This window comes from Amycolatopsis rubida (assembly GCF_900115345.1).
GTDB lineage: Bacteria > Actinomycetota > Actinomycetes > Mycobacteriales > Pseudonocardiaceae > Amycolatopsis > Amycolatopsis rubida.
In genome coordinates, this window is sequence record NZ_FOWC01000031.1 from 1 (window position 1) to 20,965 (window position 20,965).

At 69.8% G+C, this 20,965-nt stretch carries 19 protein-coding genes; 11 read left to right on the plus strand and 8 right to left on the minus strand.

Annotated features, from left to right (window positions below; all coding sequences use genetic code 11):
• Positions 1 to 150 precede the first annotated feature (150 nt).
• Positions 151 to 3,234 carry an ATP-binding protein gene (locus BM362_RS45615; protein WP_093577368.1) on the minus strand — a complete coding sequence of 1,028 codons (3,084 nt, stop codon included), beginning with the start codon at positions 3,232 to 3,234 and terminating at the stop codon, positions 151 to 153.
• Between the two features lie 251 nt (positions 3,235 to 3,485).
• Here BM362_RS45615 and BM362_RS45620 point away from each other — a divergent pair, with 251 nt between their 5' ends.
• Positions 3,486 to 4,763 carry a cytochrome P450 gene (locus BM362_RS45620; RefSeq protein WP_167545683.1) on the plus strand — a complete coding sequence of 426 codons (1,278 nt, stop codon included), beginning with the start codon at positions 3,486 to 3,488 and terminating at the stop codon, positions 4,761 to 4,763.
• Between the two features lie 570 nt (positions 4,764 to 5,333).
• On the opposite strand, the gene BM362_RS45625 is transcribed toward BM362_RS45620, so the two are convergent.
• Positions 5,334 to 5,960: an alpha-ketoglutarate-dependent dioxygenase AlkB gene (locus tag BM362_RS45625; RefSeq protein WP_067578844.1), complete on the minus strand. Its 627-nt coding sequence runs from the start codon at positions 5,958 to 5,960 to the stop codon at positions 5,334 to 5,336.
• 41 nt (positions 5,961 to 6,001) lie between these two features.
• Positions 6,002 to 6,580 carry an ArsR/SmtB family transcription factor gene (locus tag BM362_RS45630; RefSeq protein WP_067578842.1) on the minus strand — a complete coding sequence of 193 codons (579 nt, stop codon included), beginning with the start codon at positions 6,578 to 6,580 and terminating at the stop codon, positions 6,002 to 6,004.
• Between the two features lie 137 nt (positions 6,581 to 6,717).
• Here BM362_RS45630 and BM362_RS45635 point away from each other — a divergent pair, with 137 nt between their 5' ends.
• Both BM362_RS45635 and BM362_RS45640 read left to right on the plus strand, forming a co-directional pair.
• Positions 6,718 to 7,323, plus strand: coding sequence for a hypothetical protein (locus BM362_RS45635; protein WP_067578840.1), 606 nt, complete (start codon positions 6,718 to 6,720; stop codon positions 7,321 to 7,323).
• Between the two features lie 88 nt (positions 7,324 to 7,411).
• A complete protein-coding gene (locus tag BM362_RS45640) occupies positions 7,412 to 8,233 on the plus strand; it encodes a class I SAM-dependent methyltransferase (RefSeq protein WP_093577369.1) in 822 nt (273 codons plus the stop codon).
• On the opposite strand, the gene BM362_RS45645 is transcribed toward BM362_RS45640, so the two are convergent.
• Together BM362_RS45645 and BM362_RS45650 are read right to left on the minus strand one after the other, a co-directional pair.
• Positions 8,145 to 9,107, minus strand: coding sequence for an RluA family pseudouridine synthase (locus BM362_RS45645; RefSeq protein WP_093577370.1), 963 nt, complete (start codon positions 9,105 to 9,107; stop codon positions 8,145 to 8,147). The genes BM362_RS45640 and BM362_RS45645 overlap by 89 nt on opposite strands.
• A 12-nt stretch (positions 9,108 to 9,119) precedes the next feature.
• On the minus strand, positions 9,120 to 9,515 hold the full coding sequence (locus BM362_RS45650; RefSeq protein ID WP_067578834.1) for a DUF5313 domain-containing protein: 396 nt from the start codon (positions 9,513 to 9,515) through the stop codon (positions 9,120 to 9,122).
• A gap of 104 nt (positions 9,516 to 9,619) precedes the next feature.
• Here BM362_RS45650 and BM362_RS45655 point away from each other — a divergent pair, with 104 nt between their 5' ends.
• Positions 9,620 to 10,063: a MarR family winged helix-turn-helix transcriptional regulator gene (locus BM362_RS45655; protein WP_067578831.1), complete on the plus strand. Its 444-nt coding sequence runs from the start codon at positions 9,620 to 9,622 to the stop codon at positions 10,061 to 10,063.
• A gap of 66 nt (positions 10,064 to 10,129) precedes the next feature.
• Entirely contained in the window at positions 10,130 to 11,014 is an 885-nt protein-coding gene (locus BM362_RS45660; RefSeq protein WP_067578830.1) for a TIGR03854 family LLM class F420-dependent oxidoreductase, read from the plus strand.
• Here the strand turns inward: BM362_RS45660 and BM362_RS45665 are convergent.
• Positions 11,011 to 12,537, minus strand: coding sequence for an MDR family MFS transporter (locus BM362_RS45665; protein ID WP_067580090.1), 1,527 nt, complete (start codon positions 12,535 to 12,537; stop codon positions 11,011 to 11,013). The genes BM362_RS45660 and BM362_RS45665 overlap by 4 nt on opposite strands.
• Positions 12,538 to 12,624: 87 nt before the next feature.
• On the opposite strand from BM362_RS45665, the gene BM362_RS45670 reads away from it, so the two are divergent.
• The 3 genes from BM362_RS45670 (at position 12,625) to ligD (ending at position 15,977) form a co-directional block, all read left to right on the plus strand.
• Positions 12,625 to 13,779: a DUF1015 family protein gene (locus tag BM362_RS45670; RefSeq protein ID WP_093577371.1), complete on the plus strand. Its 1,155-nt coding sequence runs from the start codon at positions 12,625 to 12,627 to the stop codon at positions 13,777 to 13,779.
• A gap of 123 nt (positions 13,780 to 13,902) precedes the next feature.
• Positions 13,903 to 14,979 (plus strand): ATP-dependent DNA ligase, encoded by a 1,077-nt coding sequence (locus BM362_RS45675; protein ID WP_208865539.1) that lies wholly within the window; start codon positions 13,903 to 13,905, stop codon positions 14,977 to 14,979.
• Positions 14,976 to 15,977 carry a non-homologous end-joining DNA ligase gene (gene ligD, locus BM362_RS45680; RefSeq protein ID WP_093577373.1) on the plus strand — a complete coding sequence of 334 codons (1,002 nt, stop codon included), beginning with the start codon at positions 14,976 to 14,978 and terminating at the stop codon, positions 15,975 to 15,977. Before BM362_RS45675 ends, ligD begins: the two co-directional genes overlap by 4 nt.
• A gap of 317 nt (positions 15,978 to 16,294) precedes the next feature.
• Here the strand turns inward: ligD and BM362_RS45685 are convergent, their stop codons facing one another.
• Together BM362_RS45685 and BM362_RS45690 are read right to left on the minus strand one after the other, a co-directional pair.
• A complete protein-coding gene (locus BM362_RS45685) occupies positions 16,295 to 16,564 on the minus strand; it encodes a hypothetical protein (RefSeq protein WP_067578823.1) in 270 nt (89 codons plus the stop codon).
• A 74-nt stretch (positions 16,565 to 16,638) separates the two neighbouring features.
• Complete coding sequence (locus tag BM362_RS45690; protein ID WP_093577374.1) at positions 16,639 to 17,679, minus strand: CobW family GTP-binding protein; 1,041 nt, start codon at positions 17,677 to 17,679, stop codon at positions 16,639 to 16,641.
• Between the two features lie 125 nt (positions 17,680 to 17,804).
• Between BM362_RS45690 and BM362_RS45695 the strand changes: the two genes are divergently transcribed.
• From BM362_RS45695 to BM362_RS45705, 3 genes are all read left to right on the plus strand, one after another.
• A complete protein-coding gene (locus BM362_RS45695; protein WP_093577375.1) occupies positions 17,805 to 18,770 on the plus strand; it encodes a nucleoside-diphosphate kinase in 966 nt (321 codons plus the stop codon).
• A gap of 195 nt (positions 18,771 to 18,965) precedes the next feature.
• A complete protein-coding gene (locus tag BM362_RS47200) occupies positions 18,966 to 19,250 on the plus strand; it encodes a hypothetical protein (protein WP_143132654.1) in 285 nt (94 codons plus the stop codon).
• Positions 19,251 to 20,059: 809 nt separating this feature from the next.
• Positions 20,060 to 20,851: a YqcI/YcgG family protein gene (locus tag BM362_RS45705; protein WP_093577377.1), complete on the plus strand. Its 792-nt coding sequence runs from the start codon at positions 20,060 to 20,062 to the stop codon at positions 20,849 to 20,851.
• The last annotated feature ends 114 nt before the right edge of the window (positions 20,852 to 20,965 follow it).

Consider the following 20,965-nt stretch of genomic DNA (forward strand, 5'->3'; position numbering starts at 1 on the left):
GTGCGGTGGTGCGGTGGTGCGGTGGTGCGGTGGTGCGGTGGTGCGGTGGTGCGGTTTGTTCTTGTCTCCTGTCTCTTTCTCTCCCTTCTCCTTGTCTTTCCCTTCCCCCTGATACCCGGCCTGGGCGCGGTCGGCCGGGCGCGCTGGCGGTTACAGGCGCCAGGTCATGGGGGTGTCCGGTTGGTAACTGCAGGACGAGCCGGTGGTGATGGTGCGGCGGAGGTGGTCGGCCAGTTCCGGGTGGAGGGCGGTCAGTTTGCGGAGGGTGTCGCGGATGCGGGCAGTCACGGCTTTGCGGGCTCGTTCAGTTTCGTCGCCGAGGCGACGGGTTCGGCCGGACAGGCCGGTGGACGTTCGGAGTTCGTCGAGCAGGGCGGCGCGTTCGGTGTCCAAGGTGGCGGCTTTGGCGTCGTCGCCGCGGAGGGCGGCGGCGGCGATGGCCTCGTCCAGGTGGTCCAGGCGGCGGCGGTAGGCGGCTTTCGCGGTGTCGTCGAGGATGGGGTCGCCGCTGAAGGTGCGGGTGGCTTCGGACTCTTGGCCGCCGTCGGGGGCGAGCAGGTGCGCGGCGGGTATTTCGGTGCCAGGTCTGCTCAACAGGAAGTTCAAGTCTCGCAGGCCTTTTGCGTCTGGCATGCGTACCTCGCGGCCGGCGAAGCGCAGGGTCCAGACCGCGTCGGTTCGGTGGAATTCGTTGACGGCAGCAGGTGGTGGCGACGTCGCGGGGCGGGGGCGGGCGGTGATGTGGTGCAGGCCCAGTTCGACGGCTTCAGCGGAGACGACATCGGCCAGGGCGGCGGCGCGGTCGGTGTCGCCCAGGTCCAGCAGCGTGCCTGCCAGGTGGTTGCGGGCTTCGACGGCCCACGGGCGGGCACGCAGCCGGTCTGCGGAGCGGGCGGCGGAGGTGAAGTGGGCGGCGGCTGTTTCGTGGTCGCCCAGGGTTTTGTGCAGCAGGCCGGTCCACAGGTCTACCGGGCCGCTCAGTTCGCAGCCGTACAGGGAGACCAGCCATTCTCCGGAGTGTGGGGAAAGCTCGCGCAGCAAGCGTTCGGCTGCTGCGCGGTCTTCCAGCACGACGGCCGCTTGGGCTTGGCAACGCAGCCACAGCGGGGTGAAGGCACGGGCGTATGGGCCGTCTGCGAGCGCTTCGGACAGTTCGTGTCGGGTGGTGGCTGCGTCGCCGGCCAGTGCTGCGGCGAGGGTGCGCAACAGGGCCGGGTGGGGGAAACCGGCATCGGCCAGTTTTGCGGGGAGGTCGGCGGCTTCGGCGAATCGGCCTTGGACCAGCAGCGCGCTCCAGCGCAATTGGTCGGGCATGTAGCCGTAGTCGTTGCTGCCGAAGATTTCCACGGCGGCCAGTGCTTCGCCGGCTTCGGCGAAGCGGCCGCGGAAGGCACAGATGATGTTGCGGTCGATCGCTTCCGCCAGTTTCGCGGCTTGCACGCCTTCTCCGGCGACCCCTTGGAACGCGTGGAACTGGTCCAGGTACCGCGGATCCCCCTGTTCCAGCATCGCGACCCACTTGAGCGAGGCCGCGAAGAACTCGTTCTCCCGGTCGCCGGTGCGCCGCGCGATGGCGGCGAGTTCGTCGGTGAGCCGCTCGCGTTCGGCGCCGCTGCCCAGGCCCCAGATCGCGTCGTGTCTGGCCCACAAAGTGAACGCCAGCGCGTCGTCGTCCTCGTCGGCGCGGGCGAGGATCGTGGCGCGGGCGGTGAGTTCCAGCCTGATGCGGTCCAGCGAGAGGGGTTCGGCCGCGTTGCCGCCGCACAGTTTTTCGTGCGCCTCGCGGAGAACGTGAACGGTGAACTCGCGCTGGGCGCCGCCGGTGCCGAATCTCGACAGGGTGAGGGCGGCCCGGGCCAGGAGGTTCGCGTTGTCCTCTCGGCGAGCCAGGGCCACGGCCTCCTCGCAGAGCAGCCAGGCTTCGTCTTTCGCCTCGGAGCGCCACAGCGCGGTGGCCAATTCCAGCGCTACGACGGCTTGGCCGCGGTCGTCTGCCGCTCGTTCGCGGGCTCGGCGCAGGTGCGCGATGGATTCTTCGAAGGCCATCCGGGCGCCTGCGTCTTTGGCTGCGGCGAGCAAGAGGCGGACTACTTGCTTCGGATCGAGCTCGGCATGGGCGAGGTAGGCGTGCCGGGCGCGCTCGGCGACGCCGATCAGGGTCGGTGTGTGTTCACCGGCGCGCACGACCGCGGCGTGGCGGCGTTGTGCTTCGCCGGAGGTCAGTTCGGCGTATCTCGACTCCCGTACCAGGTCGTGCGCGAAGGAGAAGCGGCCTTCGCCGAGTGCGATGACGAGCCGGGCGGCTACGGCGCGGGTGAGCAGGTGGTCGACCTGTGCGGCTGGCGCACCGACGGTGGCGGCGAGCAGCCGGAGCGAGAACTCGCGGCCGAGCACCGCGGCGTTGGTGAGCAGATCGGTGACCGCGCGGGGGAGCAGGGACAGCCGCCGCTGGAGTGCGTCGGCGACTCCGGGCGCGACTGCGGACACGGTGCTTCCGCTGCGCCACAACCGCGCTGTCTGCTCGACGAAGAAAGGGTTGCCGCCGGTGCGGCGCTGCACGTCGGCGGCCAGTTCGGCGCCCGGATCCGCGCCCGCGGTGCGGCTCATCAGCTCGGCGACTCCGGTTTCGTCGAGGCCGGTGAGCGTGATCGTGGCTGCTTTCGCGACCAGCGGCAGCATCAGCTCGTGCAGGGGATGGCTGGGCGCGTCCACCTCGACGTCGCGGTATGTGCCGATGAGCAGCAATCGCTCGAACCAGGTGTGCCGGGCCGCGAATTCGAGCAGCCGCAGCGACGCCGGGTCGGCCCAGTGCAAGTCGTCGAGGATGACGACCACCGGTCGGTCCTGTGCCACTGTGACCAGCGCCCGGGTGACCGCGTCGGGCAGTTCGAAGCCGTCGTCGGCGGGCGGCTCGGGGGTTTCGCCGAGCAGCGCGGACAGCGTCGGCGAGCTGGCGACGGCCCATTCGTGCGGCGCGGCCTCGCGGCGCAGCGCGCGCATGACCTGGACCCACGGCCAATAGCCGGGCGCGGCCCCGGACTCCCAGCACGTGCCCCCGAGGACGAGCGCGCCTGCTTCTCGCGCGTCGTCGGCCAGTGCGCTGACCAGCGTGGTCTTGCCGATTCCGGCCTCGCCGGCGACCAGGGCGAGGCCGCCGTGGCTGGCCGTGGCGCGCGAGAGCTGCGCGCGCAAGGTCGCGGCGGGGTGGGCCCGCCCGATCAGCGCCGCAGTCATGTCCGGTTCCTCCCTTTCTTTGCGAGCCTCTCACGGGACTCGCCTCGTCGTCGCGTACTTTCACCGGCTGCGACCGGCCTGCCACCAGGTCGCTGCCGATGCGGGCCATTCTGTCCGGGGGGTCTGACAATTCCCGGGACCCGTCACCTGGCCGGGTGACGGGAGTCCACTGTGGACCTCCGCTGGTCACAGGGTGACGGGCGTCTCCGCCCGGGACCGGCGGAAGGGGTGGTTGCGGTACTGTCGCCGCCATGGGGAGTCTCCGTTCGCGCATCCTCGCCTGGGCCGGCCGCCGGTACATCGCCCGCCAGCAGAAGCGTGGTTTCGATCTCGAAAAGATGGCGCTGCTGCCGGATTCGGCGCTGGAGCCGTTGCGCCGCCAAGGCCTCGACCCGGTTCCCGACCTCGGCAAGCTGCGCGGCGAGGCGCCGATCAGCAAGCTGGACCTGCCGTTCGGGATGAACGCCTGGCTCGTGACCGGCTACGAGGAGGCCAAGGCCGTCCTCGGGAAGGGCGCGGAGTTCAGCAACGACTTCACGAACCTCGTCGGCAACGCGGGCGTCACCGAGGACCAGAACCCGGGCGGCCTCGGATTCGCCGACCCGCCGGTCCACACGCGCCTGCGGAAGCTGCTGACGCCCGAGTTCACGATGCGCCGGCTTTCCCGGCTCACGCCGCGGATCGACGAGATCGTCGCGGACCAGCTGGACGCGATGGCCGCCGCGGACGGCCCGGTGGACCTGTGGGAGCAGTTCGCGCTGCCGATCCCGTCGCTCACGATCTGCGAGCTGCTCGGCGTGTCCTATGAGGACCGGGCGGACTTCCAGCGGCTGAGCACCGCGCGGTTCGACCTGTTCAGCGGCGCGGGCGCCTCGCTGGGGGCGATCTCGGAGTCGCTGGGGTACCTGCTGGAGATCGTGCGCAAGCAGCGCGAACAGCCCGGCGACGGCCTGCTCGGCATGCTGATCAAGGAGCACGGCGACGAGATCGACGACCGCGAGCTCGCCGGTCTCGCGGACGGCATTCTCACGGGCGGCCTGGAGACCACGGCGAGCATGCTGGCGCTGGGCGCGCTGGTGGTGCTGCGCGACCCGGCGGCGTTCGAGGCGGTCCGGGGCGACGACGATGCGGTGCACCGGTTCGTCGAGGAGCTGCTGCGCTATCTGACTGTGGTGCAGATGGCGTTCCCGCGGTTCGCGAAGCAGGACATGGACATCGCGGGCGTGCGCATCAGCGAGGGCGACATCGTGCTGGTTTCGCTGTCGGTCGCGGACCGCGACCCGGTGCTCGGCAAGGGCGACATGGACCGCTTCGACCCGGCCCGCGAGCCGTCCTCGCACCTGGCGTTCGGGTACGGGATCCACCGGTGCATCGGCGCGGAGCTGGGCCGGATGGAGCTGCGGGCGGCGTACCCGGCACTGGTCCGGCGGTTCCCGAACCTGCGGCTTGCGGTGCAGCCGGAGGAGCTGGAGTTCCGGAAGGTGTCGATCGTGTACGGGCTTGATTCGCTGCCGGTGCTGGTGGACTGATTTCGGATCGCTGGACGGCCGGGCTGGCTCGGGTGGTCGCCTCGGGGCGGGTCGGTGGCCGGTCGGTGCGGGGGGTCTCGTGCGGCTGCGGCTGAGTTGGCGGGATCGGCCGCCTGCTGCCGGATGCCGCGGATGTGCCCGGCGGATGGCTTGGGCAGTGGCCGCACCGGCGGCGGGGTCGTGGTGTGCGGGGCGGCTGGACCGGTGGTGGGTTCAGGGTGTGCGGGGTGGCGTGGCTGGACTGGCTGCGGGCGGGTGGTGCGTGCGGCCGCGCGGTTGATTTCGTGGTGGGTTCGTAGCTGTGCGGGGTGGCGTGGCTGGACCGGCCGCGGGCGGGTGGTGCGCAGCGGCGGTGCGCTGATGGGTGCACCAGGCACCCTGGCCGGACCAGCAGCGTGCGCCTGGTCCGCACGGGCGGTACGGCCGAACCCGCAGTGCTCATGAACGCACGAGGCCGCTTGACCGAACCGACCGCGCACTCGTGATGAGCGCGACCTGGTCGGACTGGGCCCACGCAGGTGAGCGGAACCCGTCGCCTCTGCCCGCACTGTCCTCGCCGGGCTTCTTGCCTCATCGCACCCCTCTCGGCCGGAACTGGATACTGATCCGCGGCCCCACCGCACGGGCCGTCTTCGGGATCGCGTGTTCCCACGTCCGCTGGCACGATCCGCCCATCACGATCAAGTCCCCATGCCCCAGCGGGTACCGCACTGAGTCTCCGCCGCCTCGTGGGCGCAGGGCCAGGTGCCGGGCGGCGCCGACGGACAGGATTGCCACCATGGTGTCCTCGGTCCGGCCGCGGCCGAGGTCGTCGCCGTGCCAGGCGACGCTGTCCTGGCCGTCGCGGTAGTAGCAGAGTCCGGCCGTGCGGAACGGTTCGCCCAGCTCACCTGCGTAGTGCGCGGACAGTGCTTCTCGGGCCTCGGTGAGGACAGGGTGCGGCAAGGGCGCGTGCTCCCGGTAGAAGCACAGCAAACGCGGCACGGCGACGACTCGGTCGTACATCTGGCGGCGTTCCGCGTACCACGGGACCTCGGCCGCCAGGTGTTCGTACAGCTCGTCCGAGCCGTCGAGCCACCCGGGCAGCACGTCGATCCACGCGCCTTGCCCCAGTTCGGTGCGCTGCACGCCGGACAGCGGGCCCAGCGTGGCCGGCCCGCTGGCACCGAACAGCGAGCCCTGAAATGCCTGACTCATGCCTCCAAATTACACGATATTCGAACGCCTGTTCGGATGAACTACTCGGCGGGCTTGGGATGCGCGGTGACGACGAGGCGGTGCAGGCGGGCGTCGGGGGCGGACTCGTTGTGGTAGCGGGACACGAGGTCGGTCACGAGGGCGGCCAGCTCGTCGGTGAAGGCCGAGCGGTCGCGGGCGGACGCGAAGGCGATTTCCGTGTCCAGGGTCAGCGTCGAGAGCGGTTTGCCCGCGCGGGCCGCGCGTCGGGCCAATCCGGCGACCTCGCGCAGGGTGCGGCCGGCGACGGCGAGCAGGTAGCTCGCCGACAGGCGGTCCGGCTTCACGCGGGCGGAGCCGACGGCCCCGAGGGCGGCGGGGGAGACCAGGTAGGCGCCGGCGGTGGCGGCGAAAAGGCGTTCGGTGAGGCCGCCCCACTGCCGGGTTCCGGCGGGTTCGACCAGGCCGTGCGATTCGAGCGCGCGCAGGTGGTAGTTGACCTTTTGCCTGGTCAGGCCCACTCGGGCGGCCAGTGCCGCGGCGGACGCCGGTTCGGTCAGCGCGGCCAGCAGGCGGGCGCGCACCGGGTCCAGCGCGGCCGCCGCGACAGCGGGGTCCTCGATCACTTCGACGTCCTGCATCCCCTGAGCCAAGCAGTGACAAACAAAGTCGTCAAGGGAGGAGCTCTTGCCCGCGACCGGCCGGGGACTTAGAGTGATCAGCCAGTGGTCTGGACCTGTACCGCTACCGCCGCCCTGAGTTCCACGGAGGTCGGCACGTGCGCACGAGAACCCGGATCGGCGGGGCACTGGCGGCGGCGGTGTGCGGGCTCGCGATTCTCGCCCCGGTCGCGGACGCCCAGGTCGGCGGCGGCACCTGGAAATCCTGGTCGCCGGGGTACAAGGAACAGCGGAAGGGCTGCGGCCAGATCAGCGGGCTCACCTTCAAGCTGACCTGCTCCGACGGCAGCGGCGAACAGCGCGCCGAGCGCCGCTACGAGACCTACGCTGGCGGCACGCACCAGTTCGAGGGTTCCTTCAAGATCACCAGCATGGGCGGTTCGCGGATCAGCCTGAAGCAGACGTTCCGCGACGGTCCGAACGCCGGGCCGTATTTTCTGCTGGCGGTGGAGAAGGGCGGACGTCTTTACGCCGTCGAGAACGGCCAGACGGTGGCGACCGGCGCGACGGCCGGGACTTCGGTGCGGGTCACCACGATCAATCAAGTGGGCAGCTCCCACCAGGTATACATCAACGGCTCGCTGAAGCAGACCGACGACAGCCCATCGGGTAGTTACTACGACAAGTTCGGGTCGTACCGGACGGCGAGCGGGGCGGGGCCGATTACCGTGCAGTGGAGCGGAATCAAGTTCTGGACCAGGTGAGCGGCCGGGCGGGTGCCTGCCGCCGCCTGGCACCCGTCCGGCGGTAATTCCGTTGCCGCGGCAGGGGAACTCGGCCACTGTCGCGGTCATGACTTTGGTTGGGCACTACGACACCGAGACCACTGAGAACACGCGGCTGGTCAGATCGCCGCACGGCAGGCTGGAATTCCTGCGCACGCAAGAACTCGTGCGCAGGGCGATACCGGCGACCGGGCAGCGAGTGCTCGACGTCGGCGGGGCCACCGGGGTGCACGCCCGATGGCTGGCTGCGGACGGACATTCCGTGCACGTGGTCGATCCCGTGGCCACGCACGTCGCCGAGGCAGCTGGGATCGAACGCGGCACAGCGGAAATCGGCGACGCCCGAGCTTTGACTTGGCCGGACAACAGTGCGGATGTCGTGCTGTTAATGGGGCCGCTCTATCACTTGACTGAATCCGGTGACCGCCAGCGGGCGCTTGCCGAAGCCCGGCGCGTACTTCGTCCGGGTGGCATTTTGTTCGCGGCGGCGATCAGTCGTTACCTCTCGGCCCTGGAGACCGGAACCAATGGCCAGCTCACCGAACAGGTGAGCCCGGCGGTAAGAGCCGTGATCGATACGGGCGGCTATGACGGCCACGTCGGCTTCGTACCCGCGCATTTCCACACCGCGGACGAACTGCGTGACGAGCTGGAAACCGCTGGCCTGTCCGGGATTTCCGAGTACGGAGTGGAGGGCCCGGCCTGGCCCGCCCTGGACGTGGCCGGGATCGAGGAATTCGACGCGCGCGTGGACGCGGCCCTTCGCTGCGCCCGCCTGGTCGAGCAAGATCCGCTCTTGATCAACGCCAGCGCGCATTTCCTCGCGGTGGCCCTCGCCCAGCCCATTCTTCGAGCGAATCCCACGCCGCGAGCGTCCGGCGGCTGGTGAACCGGCGGTGCTCACCGGTCAGCGGATCGTCGAATTCCAGCACTTCCGCCAGCAGCTGCAACGGTTTCGTGAAGTCGTCGAGCGGTTTCTCGTGCAGCTCCGGATAGAAATCGTCGCCCAGGATGGGGATCCCTAAAGAACACATGTGGACCCGCAGCTGGTGCGTGCGTCCGGTGGCGGGCGTGAGGCGATAGCGGCCCAGCCCGTCCCGGTGTTCGAGAAGCTCCACTGTGGACTCCGCGTTCGGCGGCCCGGGAACCTCCTGCGCGGCCAGCACGCCGCGTTCCTTCATGATCCTGCTGTGCACGGTCCGGGGCAGCTCAAGGCCGGCGTCGTACGGCGCGATCGCCTCGTATTCCTTGTGCACCAACCGGTCGCGGAACATCGTCTGGTACGCCCCGCGCGCGGACGGCGTGATCACGAACATCACCAGCCCCGCCGTCACGCGGTCGAGCCGGTGGGCGGGGGAGAGGGCGGGCAGGTCCAGCGAACGGCGGAGGCGCACCAACGCGGTTTCCAGGACGTGCCGACCGCGCGGGATGGTCGCCAGGAAGTGCGGTTTGTCGGCCACGAGCAGGTGCTCGTCGCGGTGCAGGACGGTGACGTCGAACGGCACCGGGACCTCGTCCGGCACATCGCGGTGGAACCAGATGAACGAACCGGGGACGTATGCCGCGTCGATCCCCAGCGGACCGTCCTCGCCGTGGATCCGCTGCTCGTGCAGCATTTCCCCGATCCGCGCGGGGGCGACCCGGGGCAGGCGCTCGACCAGGTGCTCCAGCAGCGTCGTCCACGGACCCTCCTCGGGCAGCCGCAGCCGCGCGGGGTCCAGGCCGTGCCGGGGCGGGATCGGGGCCGGGCGCTTGCGTCTCATCGGCTCCCGAGTCTAGTCGGCGGAGTTCTGCCGGTAGGCCGCGATGTAGCGGGCGGTCGCCTCGGCTCCTGCCTCGGCGGCTTTCTCGCGCCGGACCCGCTTGCCGGTTCCGGGCGGGAAACCGTTGCGGGACAACCGGTGGTCGATGCTTTCCTCCATGTACGCGCACGAGTAGAAGTACGACACCAGCGCGGCCATCAGCACGATCGCCAGCCGCAGCCCGAGCGGGGCCGGCAGCAGCAGCCAGATCAGGCACAGCGGGGCGATCCCCACCGTCGCGCGCAGGACGTGCCGGGCCTTCCAGTGCTTGGACGTCGCGTCGTGCAGCAGCCAGTCGCGGTAGCGCTCGGGAAGCCGTCCGCTCACGGCGTAGGCGAACCAGCGGAGAACGCCGGGCCGGTCGGTCATCGTTCCTCCTCGGGGTCTGCGACCACAGTACCCTAATGATTAGTACCCTAACTAATAGTGTGGTGCAGCCCGCGCTAGAGTGGGCCCGAGCACGAGGAGGACGAGTGGCCGAGATCGACCTTGGCGAGGACCCGCTGAAGCTCGACCGGCAGGTGTGCTTCGCGCTGTCGGTCGCCTCGCGCAGCGTGATCGCGATTTACCGGCCGCTGCTGGAGCCGCACGGGCTGACTCATCCGCAGTACCTGGTGATGCTGGCGCTGTGGGAGCAGTCGCCGCGGTCGGTGAAGGACCTCAGCACGGCGTTGCGGCACGAGCCCGCGACGCTGTCTCCGCTGCTCAAACGGCTGGAGGCGGTCGGGTACGTGACCCGGGGCCGCAGCCGGACCGACGAGCGCCAGCTGACTGTCGAGCTCACGGAGAAGGGACGGGAGTTGCGCGCCGAGGCGGAGAAAATCCCGTATCGCGTCGTCGAGCGGCTCGGCATGGAGGTTTCCGAACTGGAGGCGCTGCACGCCGCGCTGGGCCGGGTCATCGAAGCGACCGCCTGAGAAGGAAGAACTCGCGCCGGGATCCGGTTCTGCCGAGGGGAACGTGCCGAGGAGAGCGGAGCGAGCGTGGACAAGATCCGGGTGGGGGTGGCGCCGGGACTCGGGACCGGGCCGGCGGAATTCACCGGTTTGGCCGAGCTGAGCGAGGCGGCGGGCGTCGACTCGCTGTGGCTGTCGGAAGTGGTTTATTCGCCGGATGTCGACCCGTTGATCGGGATGACGCACGCGCTGGCCCGCACCGAACGGCTCAAACTGGGCACCGGTGTGGCGATCCTGCCCGGACGGAATCCGGTACTGGTCGCGAAACAGCTGGTCACGCTGGCCGGACTGGCTCCGAAACGCGTGCTCCCGGTGTTCGGCCTGCTGCCCGCGCAGCCCGCGGAACGCGCCCTGTTCCCGGTGCCGGACGGCCGGCGCGCGGCGGTCTTCGACGAGTCGCTCGCGCTGCTGCGCCTGCTGCTCGACCAGGACGACGTGTCCTTCGACGGCGAGTTCTTCCAGGTCGACGGCGTGACGATCGGGCCGCGTCCGGCGAAACGGCTCGACGTCTGGGTCGGCGGGGCCGCGCCTGCCGCCTTGCGGCGCGCGGGCCGGTTGTCCGACGGATGGCTCGGCAGCTTCCACACGCCGGATCAGTCCCGCGCGGCGCGGCTGGCGATCCAGGAAGCCGCCGCCGAGGCCGGCCGGGAGATCGAATCGGACCACTTCGGGTTGAGCATGGTCCTCGCGCCGCACGGGATCCCGGAACGGCTGCGGGCGGTGGCGCAGCAGCGCAATCCGGGCCGTCCGGCGACCGATCTCGTGCCCACCAGCTGGGCCGAAGCACGCCGGATGATCGAGCGGCACGTCGAGGCCGGCCTCACGAAATTCGTGGTCCGGCCTGGCTACTCCGGCGACTACCGGCAGTTCCTCGACGATTTCGTGCGCGAACTCGGGCCGCTGCAGAACTAGAACGTCAGCTGCTCGGTCTTGCGGGGCATGAGCAGCAGCGCGACGACACTCACCACCGACACGGCGACGATCGCGAGGAACACGTTGTGCGTGGCCCCGGCGAGCGATTCGCGCACGTACACCGTCGCCGGTGAGTTGTCGTGCGCGCCGCTGAGGATGCGGCTGGTGGCGTCGACGCTCTGCGGAAGATGCCCGGCGACCTCCGCGGGCGGGTGCGCGAACCGGCCCGCGAGGGTCGCGTTCGCGATCGCGCCGAAGACGGCCGTGCCGACCGCGCTGCCCAGCGAGCGGCTGAACATGTTGGTCGCGGTCACGACGCCGCGACGCTCCCAGCCGACGGTGGACTGCACGGCCACGACCGTCGGGCTGGAGGAAAGCCCGAGGCCGACCCCCACCACGAATACGGCCGCCGCGGCCGTCCAGACCACCGAGTCCAAGCCGAGGAACGTGGCCATGACCGCCCCGGCGAGCAGGAATCCGCTGCCGATCAGCGCGGTGTCGCGGAATCCGATCCGCAGGTAGATCCTTCCGGACAGCGACGCCGCGATCGGCCAGCCGATCGTCAGCGCGGCCAGCGCGAAACCCGCGGTGAGCGCGTCCGTGCCGAGCACGCCTTCGGAGTACGTGGGCAGGAACGAGCTGAAGCCCAGCAGCACCGCGCCGGTGACGAGCGCGACCAGGTTTCCGCCGATCAGCGTGCGGCGGGTGAACACCCACAGGGGCAGTACGGGTTCCTCCGCGCGTCGCTCGACCAGCACGAACGTGACCAGCATCAGGACCGCGACGGCGAAGATCGCCAGGCTCGGCGCCGACGTCCAGCTCCACGCGACCCCGCCTTCCAGCAGGGCCAGGATCAGCAGCGCGCAGCCGAGCGTCAGCAGGGTCGCGCCGGCGTAGTCGACCTTGTGCCGCGTGCGGTTCACCTGCTCGGTGAACTTGCGGTAGAGCATCCACGCGGCGAGCGCGCCGAGCGGCAGGTTGACGAAGAAGATCCACCGCCAGCTGAGGTATTCGGCGAACACGCCGCCGAGCGTCGGCCCGATCACCGAGGCGACCGCCCACACGCCGGCGAGGTAGCCCTGCACCCGGGCGCGTTCCTCGACCGTGTACAGGTCGCCGACCATCGTCATGCTGATCGGCTGGACCGCGCCCGCGCCGATGCCCTGCACCGCGCGCGCCGCGATCAGCACCGGCATGCTCCACGCGAACCCGCACAGCACCGAGCCGACCAGGAACGCGGCGATGCCGAAGAACATCACCGGGCGGCGGCCGAGGACGTCGGCGAACTTGCCGTACAGCGGCACGGTGACCGCCTGGGTGAGCAGGTAGATCGAGAACAGCCACGGGAACTGGGAAAACCCGCCGAGGTCGCGGACCACGGAGGGCACCGCGGTGGCGATGATGGTGCTGTCGAGGGCCACGAGGCCGGTGCTCAGCATGACGGCGGCGAGGACGGGACCCCGCTCGGAACGAAGGCCCACGGCGGCGCGTTTCGCCGCGGGCGGACTGCTCGTGCTACCCATGCCGGGAATGAACTCCTTCGCCGCGGCAAGCATTCCCCAGCCGATCGATCGGTGCCCGGGGGCCCGTCCGACCGCCATCATGGGGGGATGGACAGATGGGTGCGGCCGATCGGCCGGGGCTGGGTCGTTGAGGGCGCGGTGCCGGGACCGGATGTCGACGAGTTCGCCGAACCGGAGGCGGTGACGAAAGCGCTCGCGGCGGCGGAAGGGGACACGCTGCTGGCCGCGCAGCATCCGGCGCGGACGCCCGCCGCGCTGGCAGCCGGGCTGGATGTCGAGGCCGCGTTGCCGGAGGCGCGGGCGACGCTCGAACGGCTGCTGACCGGGCATTACCGGCCGGAAACCGGGTTCGTCGCGGCTTACCGGATCGGCGAGACGATCGCGGGCGTGCTGTGCCTGGTCGACGTCCGGGAGCTGACGTCGGCCGGGGCGCACGTGAAGCACACCGAGGAGGTCTATCCGGAGGTGGTCGCCGAGCGCGCGGCCGTGCTGGACGGTCTCGGCTGTGCGACGAGCGCCGCGCTGCTCGTGCCGGTCGGCGACGGCGCGGAGCTGACCGCGGCGGTCAAGGAGGCAGTGGGCGCGGCGGATCCAGATGTGTCCACTGTGGACCGGGCGGGACTGTCGCACGAGCTGTGGGTGGTGCGGCCGGGCGAACTGCAGGAACGGCTGCTGGAGGCCGCGTCGGCGAGCGATCTGCTGGTGGCGGACGGGAATCACCGTGTCGCGGCCGCGGCCGGGAGCGGTCAGCTGCTGGCGTTGATCACGGCGGGGTCGCAGCTGGAGATCCGGGCGATCAACCGCGTGCTCCTCGGGACCGGGCACTCTGCCGAGAGCCTGTTCGCGGCTTGGCAGGAGGCAGGGCTGGACGTGGCCTGGTCGGACGACTCGACCCCGCCTTCCTGCCCCGGCACGGCAGTGGTGCTGGCTGGTTCACGGGTGCTGTCGGTGCGGCTGCCCGCCACGGATCCGCTGGTGATCGACCACGAGGTGGTGGAACAGACGCTCCTCGGCTCGGCGCTCGGCCTCGACCCGGACGGCCCGCACGTGCGTCCGCTGCTGCCAGGCAGCCCGGTCCCGCCGGACGCGGACGCGGTGGTGCAGCTGGCCCCGGTGCCGTTCGAGACGGTGCAGGCGGTGCACGCGGCGGGACGGCGGATGCCGCGGAAGGCTACGTACTTCACGCCCAAGCCGCGAGGCGGGCTAGTGCTGGCGCGTTGGTACTGTGCCGATCGTTACTAATCCGATCACAGCCACGGCCCAATGGCTTCGCAGCAACGGTTACGTGCCGGGCGGGGTCGGCCTACTTTGGTCGGACTAGTAAAAAGGTGCAGGTCAGCGTCTGTTCCGCTTAGGATCGCGCAGGTGGAACTACCGCTGATGCCGCCGGTGCGGCCGATGCTCGCCAAAGCCGTGCACGAGGTGCCGCGCGACGGCGGGTTCTGGTACGAGCCGAAGTGGGACGGCTTCCGGTGCGTCGTGTTCCGCGACGGCGACGAGATCGAACTCGGCTCGCGCAACGACCGGCCGCTCACCCGGTACTTCCCGGAGCTGGTCGAGCTGCTGCGCGACGCGTTGCCGGGCAAATGCGTCGTCGACGGCGAAATCGTGCTGGTCACGCCGCGCGGGCTGGACTTCGGGGCGTTGCAGCTGCGGCTGCATCCGGCAGCCAGCCGGGTCCGGAAGCTCGCGGAGGAGACCCCGGCCAGCTTCGTCGCGTTCGACCTGCTCGCGCTCGGCGAGCGGGACCTGACCGAGGAGCCGTTCGCCGAGCGGCGGCGGGCGCTGGAGGGGATTTTCGCTCCCTCGGCTGGCTTGCGGCGGGTGCACCTGACCCCGCTCACGACGGATCCGGACACCGCGCAGGACTGGTTCACCCGGTTCGAGGGCGCGGGCTTCGACGGGGTCATGGCGAAGCCCGCCGATCTGCCGTATGAGCAGGACAAACGCGTGATGCTGAAGGTGAAGCACGAGCGCACCGCGGACTGTGTCGTCGCGGGTTTCCGGTGGCACAAGGACGGCAAGGGCGTCGGGTCGCTGCTGCTCGGGCTGTACGACGACGAGGGTTCGCTGCACCACGTCGGCGTGGCGAGCAGCTTCACCGCGGCGCGGCGGCGGGAACTGGCCGAGGAGCTGGCCCCGTGGCGGGAGAACGCGCTCGACGGGCATCCGTGGCGCAGCTGGGCGGAATGGCAGGCCGACGAGGTGCGCCGGCCGGGCGCCACCAGCCGGTGGGCTCCGGACAAGGACCTGTCGTGGGAACCGCTGCGCCCGGAACAGGTCGCCGAAGTGCGCTACGAACACCTCCAAGGCGGCCGCTTCCGCCACGGCGGCCGGTTGGTGCGCTTCCGCCCGGACCGGACCCCGCAATCGTGCACCTACGCACAACTGGACGAGGCCCCGCCTGCCGAACTGGCGGATCTGTTCGGGGAGGCCCGATGAGCGGCGTTTCGCTGGAACTGGACGGCGTAGAACTGACCATTTCCAGCCCGGACAAGGTCTATTTCCCGGAACGAGGCGAAACCAAGCTCGATCTCGTCCGTTATTACCGAGCTGTCGCAGGCCCTTTGCTGGACCGGCTTGGCGGCCGCCCCTTGCTGCTCGAACGCTATCCCGACGGTGCGGGCGGAAAATCGTGGTTTCAAAAACGCACGCCCAAGAACGCACCTTCCTGGCTGACCACCGCCGTCGTCTCCACCCCCAACGGCACCACCAGCGACGCACTGGTGGCAGCAGACCTGGCGCACGTCCTGTGGGCGGTCAACCAGGGCTGCCTGGGCTTCCACGTATGGCCAAACCGCGCGGCGGCGCTGGATATCGCGGACGAACTGCGCATCGACCTGGACCCGTCGCCCGGAATCGGCTTCCCGCACCTGCGCGAGGCAGCCGTGCTGGTGCGAGAATTCCTCGCCGAGCTGGGAATCGAGGTCTATGTGAAGACCTCCGGTTCGCGCGGCCTGCACCTGTATTCGATGCTGGAACCGCGCTGGGACGGCTACGAAGTGCGGGCCGCCGCGGTGGCGCTGGCAAGAGCTTTGGAACGACGGCATCCGGACTTGATCACTGCGCAATGGTGGAAGGAAGAACGAGGCTCACGAGTTTTCGTGGACTTCAACCAGAACGCACCGCATAAAACGGTCTTCGGAGCTTGGTGTGTGCGGCCGAGGGTCGGCGGACAGGTTTCTACGCCGATCGCCTGGGACGAACTGGCGACGGTGGAGCCGGACGCCTTGACGCTGTCGACGGTACCGGCGCTGGTCGCGGAACGGGGAGATCCGTGGGCCGCCGCGAACGACCGGCCGCAGTCGATCGAGGCGCTGCTGGAGATGTCGCGAGAGGACCTGGCCGGCGGGCTGATGGACGCGCCGTGGCCGCCGGTGTACCCGAAGATGCCGAACGAGCCGCCTCGGGTCGCGCCGAGCCGGGCGAAGAAGGCGTGACTCCGCGAGCCAGCAGAAAGTACGTGAGGGCCACCCTCATTGACTCTGATTCCCTCACGACCCTCCACCGGCCCGCGAGGGGCCCCTTCACGAACGCGGGTGCCCTCAAGGAGCCCTTTACGGCCCCGCCCGCAAACCGCAGCCGCCGCACCCGGCGATCGAGGCACCCAGCCCCTCCCCGCAGCCGCTGCACCCACCATCGAGGCACCCAGCCCCTCCCCCGCACCCCGATACGAAGCCTCCCGTCAGCACACTCGGGCTTCGGGGTGCCCCACGCCAGCGACCCCAAGCGATGTCGCCCCCGGCGACGAGCCGACTCACCCCAACGGCAGATCAAACGCCAACTGCTCCTGCCCGCCAACCCCCACCGGCACTCCGGCCAAAGTGCCCGCGCACCCGGGGCAAGGCGTGACATGCCCAGTCCCCGGCGCGGTCAGATCGATCGGCGTCCACGTCCGCGATTCCCGCTCCCCGCAAGCCGACCGCCGGTACCGCAGGTCGTCCGCCCGAGTCATCACATGCGCGACAGGATCGTCCTCCGGCAACGCACCCACGAGGTACCACCGAGCCGCAATCGTCTCCGCCATGGAACTAGTCCTCCAAAGAGGCTGGTCCGAGCTACGAAGACATACTGCGACCCCGGCACCGCCAACCCGCGCGTTTACGCATCTTCGGCGTGGCGCGCCCCGCCCTCGCCGGGTTCATCCAAATACCGGAGAAACCGCAAAAGCCCCCGCTCGTCAGGTCCGTCCTCCTCGGCCACGCAAGCGGCAAGCTCCCGTTCAACGGCCGCGGAATCAATCCCGGCGCCGATCAGCACCAGCTCGGTCCGTCGCGGCCCAGACGGCCAAGCCGACCTCTCTACCTGCATAAACGCCCCGACAGTGTGCAACCCGAACCGGGACCGCGACTCCGGAGACCCCAGATCCACCTGCCCTTTGACCCGGTACAGCCCAGCGGGCCGGCTCTCCAGAAACGCGAGAAACCGCCGAGGCGAAAGCGGCCGCTCGGCCGTGAAGGCGACGCTCTCATACCGCTCGTGCAAATGCTCGGAATGATCATGTTCCCGCAGATCGTCAAAAGACAGCTGCCCATAGCTTTCCCGAGGCCGGGGATCGAAAAACAATCCCGGATCAACCCGCCCCCGCTCGGTCTCCAGCACCGGCACCCCGGGCGCGTGCTCCTCGACGACAGCACGAACCTTGGCCAGCGCGTCCGCCTCGGCTCGGTCGACCTTGTTGAGGACCACCAGGTCGGCAACCCGCAGATGCTCGGTCAGCTCCGGATGCCGCACCCGCGTCGCCTCGAACTCGACAGCGTCGACCACCTCGACCAGCCCGCCGTACCGGATATCCGGGTTCTCGCTGGCGATCATCAGCCGCAGCAGGTCGCGGGGCTCGGCGATCCCGCTCGCCTCCACCACGATCACGTCGATCCCGGCCTCGGGCCGCGACAGCTTGCCCAGCATCGCGTCCAGCCCGCTGGCGTCGACCGCGCAGCACAGGCAGCCGTTGCCCAGCGAAACCATCGTGTCGACCTGCCCGGCGACCGCGAGCGCGTCGATGTTCACCTGGCCGAAATCGTTCACCACCACGCCGACCCGGACGCCCTGGCGGTTGGCCAGCAGATGGTTGAGCATCGTGGTCTTCCCCGCACCGAGAAAACCTGCGACGAGCACTACCGGAACCCGCTGCCTGGCCACGCGTCAACCCTCCTGTCGTCCGGGCAGCCGACGATACCCGCAGCGGACGTCAGGACCGTGGCAGCCCAGCGCCGTCCTCGGCGAAACGGAGCCGGCGCAGGGTGCCGTCATGGCAGGATGAGCGGATGATCTGGACGCCGGGCAGGGAGGACCGGGTCGACGGGATGCCGACGGCCGGACAATGGCGGCAGTTGTCGGTCGTGCCGGAGAAACGGGAGGTCTTCGGCTACGACCTGTACTTCCGCGAGGGTTGGGCGGACGTCCTTTCGGTGTTCGGCGGTGCCGCGACGAGAGTGCTCGGCGGGCTGGCGATGCTGGTGGTCAAACCGGACGCGGTGGTCGGGCGCAGGCTCGGCCCGATCATGGATTACCTGGCGGACAACGGTTTCGTGCCCGTCGCCGCCACGCGATTCGGCTACACCCGGCATTCGATGCGCGAGGTGTGGCGCTACGACTGGCACATCTACACCGTCGACCGGCTGCAGTTGTGCACTTTCTGGTATCTCGCCAACGATGTGCTGCTGTTCCTGGCGCGCGACGTCCGCCCGGTCGCGGGATTGCCCGCGACAGTCCGGCTGTGCGAGCTGAAAGGCGTCGGCGATCCGGCCCAGCGCCGTCCGCACCAGTTGCGCACGAAGCTGAACCCGCCCAACCGGATCCTGAACTTCGTGCACGTCGGCGACGAACCGGCGGACATCGTGCGCGAGCTGACCATTTTCCTCGACCGTCCGGAGCGGCTCCGGTTTCTCGAGGGGCTGCGGGCGCATCTCGCCGAGGACCGCAGGGCGCAGGCGCGAGCCGAGATCGCCGCCATCGAAGCGGACTGCCCGGCACACGACCTGGACATCGACGCGACGCTGGCCCGGCTGGCTCCGACAGCGGGCGAGGCCGCGGTTTCCCGGCTGCGGGACGTGGTCGAGGGCGGGGACCGGATCAGCTGGGACGAGCTGTCCGAGCTGGTGCCCTTCGAGAAGGCAGACCGCTGGGACGTGATCGTGACCGCGTCGTTCGTGGTGCACAACGAGCGTCCGGTGCCGCATGCGCTGCTGCCTGCCGTTTCGACGGAGGCGTGGACCGCGCAGGCGCGGTAGCGCGCTGCCTGCGACGGGCGGCGGGCCCCGGGTTTGGCCCAGTGCATCGGGTCCGGGTCGGAGATCAGCTTCGCTTCGTCGCGTTCGATCCGGCCGGTCCCAGCGATCGACCTCGGCTCCGCTTTCGGCGACCTCGATCCAGGGCACGGATTCCCCGAACCGCGGACGTTCCGGCAACTGGAGCGCCTGGCTGCCGTGCTCCGCCCGCTTGAGCGCGTCTGCCACAACGTCGACGGCCGCGTCTGCGTCGAAGCTCAGCGGGGTGACGGTGGTTTCGGCCGTGAGTGCTTCTTCGAGCAACGGGAGGCCGGTCGGGGTGCCGGAGGCCAATCCGTTCAGAGCTTCCCGCCGCTGCAGCAGGCCGAGTACCCGGATCAAGCCGGCGGGCTCGTCGGCGACGTGGATGTAGCTGAAGTTGCGGCTGTGCTGGTGCAGCAGGGCGCGCAGCGTGGCGGGCTTCTGCTTCAGCGGATCAGCTGAGCCTTTCAGCGTGGCCAGCCGCATCGTCGCGGGCATCTGCCTGGCTGCTCGTCCCGCAGGAGCAGCAGCAGGGCGGGGCCGCAGTAAACCAAGCCGGTCCACGGTGGCCGAAGTCAGCTGGTACCGCCGCAGGGGCTCCCGGGGAGCCGGGCGGTGTCGCGGACACCTTCCCAGAAGCAGGTTTCGCGCCGGGAGGAGATGCGCTTCGCGGGCATACGCGTGAGCGCGGCCCAGCGCCTGTCGTCGATCTTCGCTGCCCTTGGCCGATGCCGGATCGCGGAGGCCCCGGTCGTATGAAGCACCGATGAGCAGTTCGCCAAGAAATGTCGGACGTCTTCGAAAACGCACCGCCGTGCGGGTGGGATTCCGGGTTCGGATCGGCGGATCGGCGTACGGTCGTCGGAGCATCCGGGCGAACCGGTTGATTCCTTTCCTGAATGTCCGCGCAGTGAAAGTCTACTGTGGACGAAAAAGACTCGCTCTTCTGCCAAGGTGTTTCAGTGGTCCGGTCCAGTTGACGCGGGTGACCTCGTGCTGTCTCCGCCGCGGGTTGCGCCGGACGTCGCAGGCGAATTGGTCGGTTCCGAGGCTTGTTTCGGCGCATTCTTCGCCGAATATTGTTCACTCGGATGGTCGCTGCGCGGGGTGGCCTGGGTCCATAGAGTTCTGAGGGGCAGCGCTGGTCCGATGGGGGAATAACTGCCCGCGGCCCCGAATCGCGGCTCGATCACCGCCGCGCGACCGCGGCCCGGCCGGACGGCGGAGCGGGGCACGCGTATCCCGAGGAAGAATGTTCCCGGAGGGCCGGAATGCATCGATTGCTCGAATCCCGCAGCACCACCCTGGCCACCCAGCAGGAGGCTGAAACATTCGGAAACGGCTGGCGCGCCCGCGCTTTCCGCGACGTCGAGTCCCGGCTCACCGACCGCGGTTTCCCGTGCGTCTTCTCCAGAAACGCGTTCCGGAAGAGGCTGCTGCTGTTCGCTTTCGCGGAGGACGCCGGACCGGACGCCATCGCGAGACTCGGCGGCGAACTCGCCGATTACGTCGAGCTTTCCCGGAATTGGAACGGTCATCTCGACACCGCGTACCCGTTGCTGATCGTGTTTTCGCCCGCGGCGGTGTCCGCCGGGTCGGTCGCCGGGTACCAGGCGTTCGGCTGGGAGGCGATCCAGCAACTGCACCGCGTCGACCCGGCCCCGTGGCCGGAGAACGTCGGCACCGACCCCGGCGAAAGCTCGTGGTCTATGTGCTTCAACGGGATGCCGTTGTTCGTCAACATGAGCAGCCCCGCGCACGAGGTCCGGCGCAGCCGCAACCTCGGCGAGCACTTCGTGCTCGTGATCAACCCGCGGGAGCGGTTCGACGTCGTCGCGGGCGACACCCCGAGCGGCCGCAACGTCCGCGGCAACATCCGGGCGAGGATCGATCGCTACGACGGCGCCCCGCGCGCCCGCCAGCTCGGCTCCTACGGCGTCGCCGGGCTGGAATGGTGGCAGTACGGCCTGCCCGAGGAGGACGTCGACCGGACCGATACCTGCCCGTTTTCCTTCCGGGAAAACGAAACCGCGCAGCCGGACGAGGCGGCGGCCCCTGCCTGACCGGAGCCAGGCGATGGTGAAATGATCGTTTCCCGGGGCCGTATCGACGACCGCGGCGCGGGAATGATCGGGAGCGCGGCAGCGGCACGGTGCCCGCCGGTCCGGTGGACGACG

Bases quoted from the DNA above. Each gene is read 5' to 3' on its own strand.
- BM362_RS45705 (WP_093577377.1), top strand. From the start codon at position 20,060: ATGCATCGATTGCTCGAATCCCGCAGCACCACCCTGGCCACCCAGCAG.
- BM362_RS45665 (WP_067580090.1), bottom strand. From the start codon at position 12,537: ATGGGTAGCACGAGCAGTCCGCCCGCGGCGAAACGCGCCGCCGTGGGC.
- BM362_RS45695 (WP_093577375.1), top strand. From the start codon at position 17,805: ATGATCTGGACGCCGGGCAGGGAGGACCGGGTCGACGGGATGCCGACG.
- BM362_RS45615 (WP_093577368.1), bottom strand. From the start codon at position 3,234: ATGACTGCGGCGCTGATCGGGCGGGCCCACCCCGCCGCGACCTTGCGC.
- BM362_RS45640 (WP_093577369.1), top strand. From the start codon at position 7,412: ATGACTTTGGTTGGGCACTACGACACCGAGACCACTGAGAACACGCGG.
- BM362_RS45630 (WP_067578842.1), bottom strand. From the start codon at position 6,580: ATGCAGGACGTCGAAGTGATCGAGGACCCCGCTGTCGCGGCGGCCGCG.
- ligD (WP_093577373.1), top strand. From the start codon at position 14,976: ATGAGCGGCGTTTCGCTGGAACTGGACGGCGTAGAACTGACCATTTCC.
- BM362_RS45670 (WP_093577371.1), top strand. From the start codon at position 12,625: ATGGACAGATGGGTGCGGCCGATCGGCCGGGGCTGGGTCGTTGAGGGC.
- BM362_RS45685 (WP_067578823.1), bottom strand. From the start codon at position 16,564: ATGGCGGAGACGATTGCGGCTCGGTGGTACCTCGTGGGTGCGTTGCCG.
- BM362_RS45625 (WP_067578844.1), bottom strand. From the start codon at position 5,960: ATGAGTCAGGCATTTCAGGGCTCGCTGTTCGGTGCCAGCGGGCCGGCC.
- BM362_RS45645 (WP_093577370.1), bottom strand. From the start codon at position 9,107: ATGAGACGCAAGCGCCCGGCCCCGATCCCGCCCCGGCACGGCCTGGAC.
- BM362_RS45650 (WP_067578834.1), bottom strand. From the start codon at position 9,515: ATGACCGACCGGCCCGGCGTTCTCCGCTGGTTCGCCTACGCCGTGAGC.
- BM362_RS45620 (WP_167545683.1), top strand. From the start codon at position 3,486: ATGGGGAGTCTCCGTTCGCGCATCCTCGCCTGGGCCGGCCGCCGGTAC.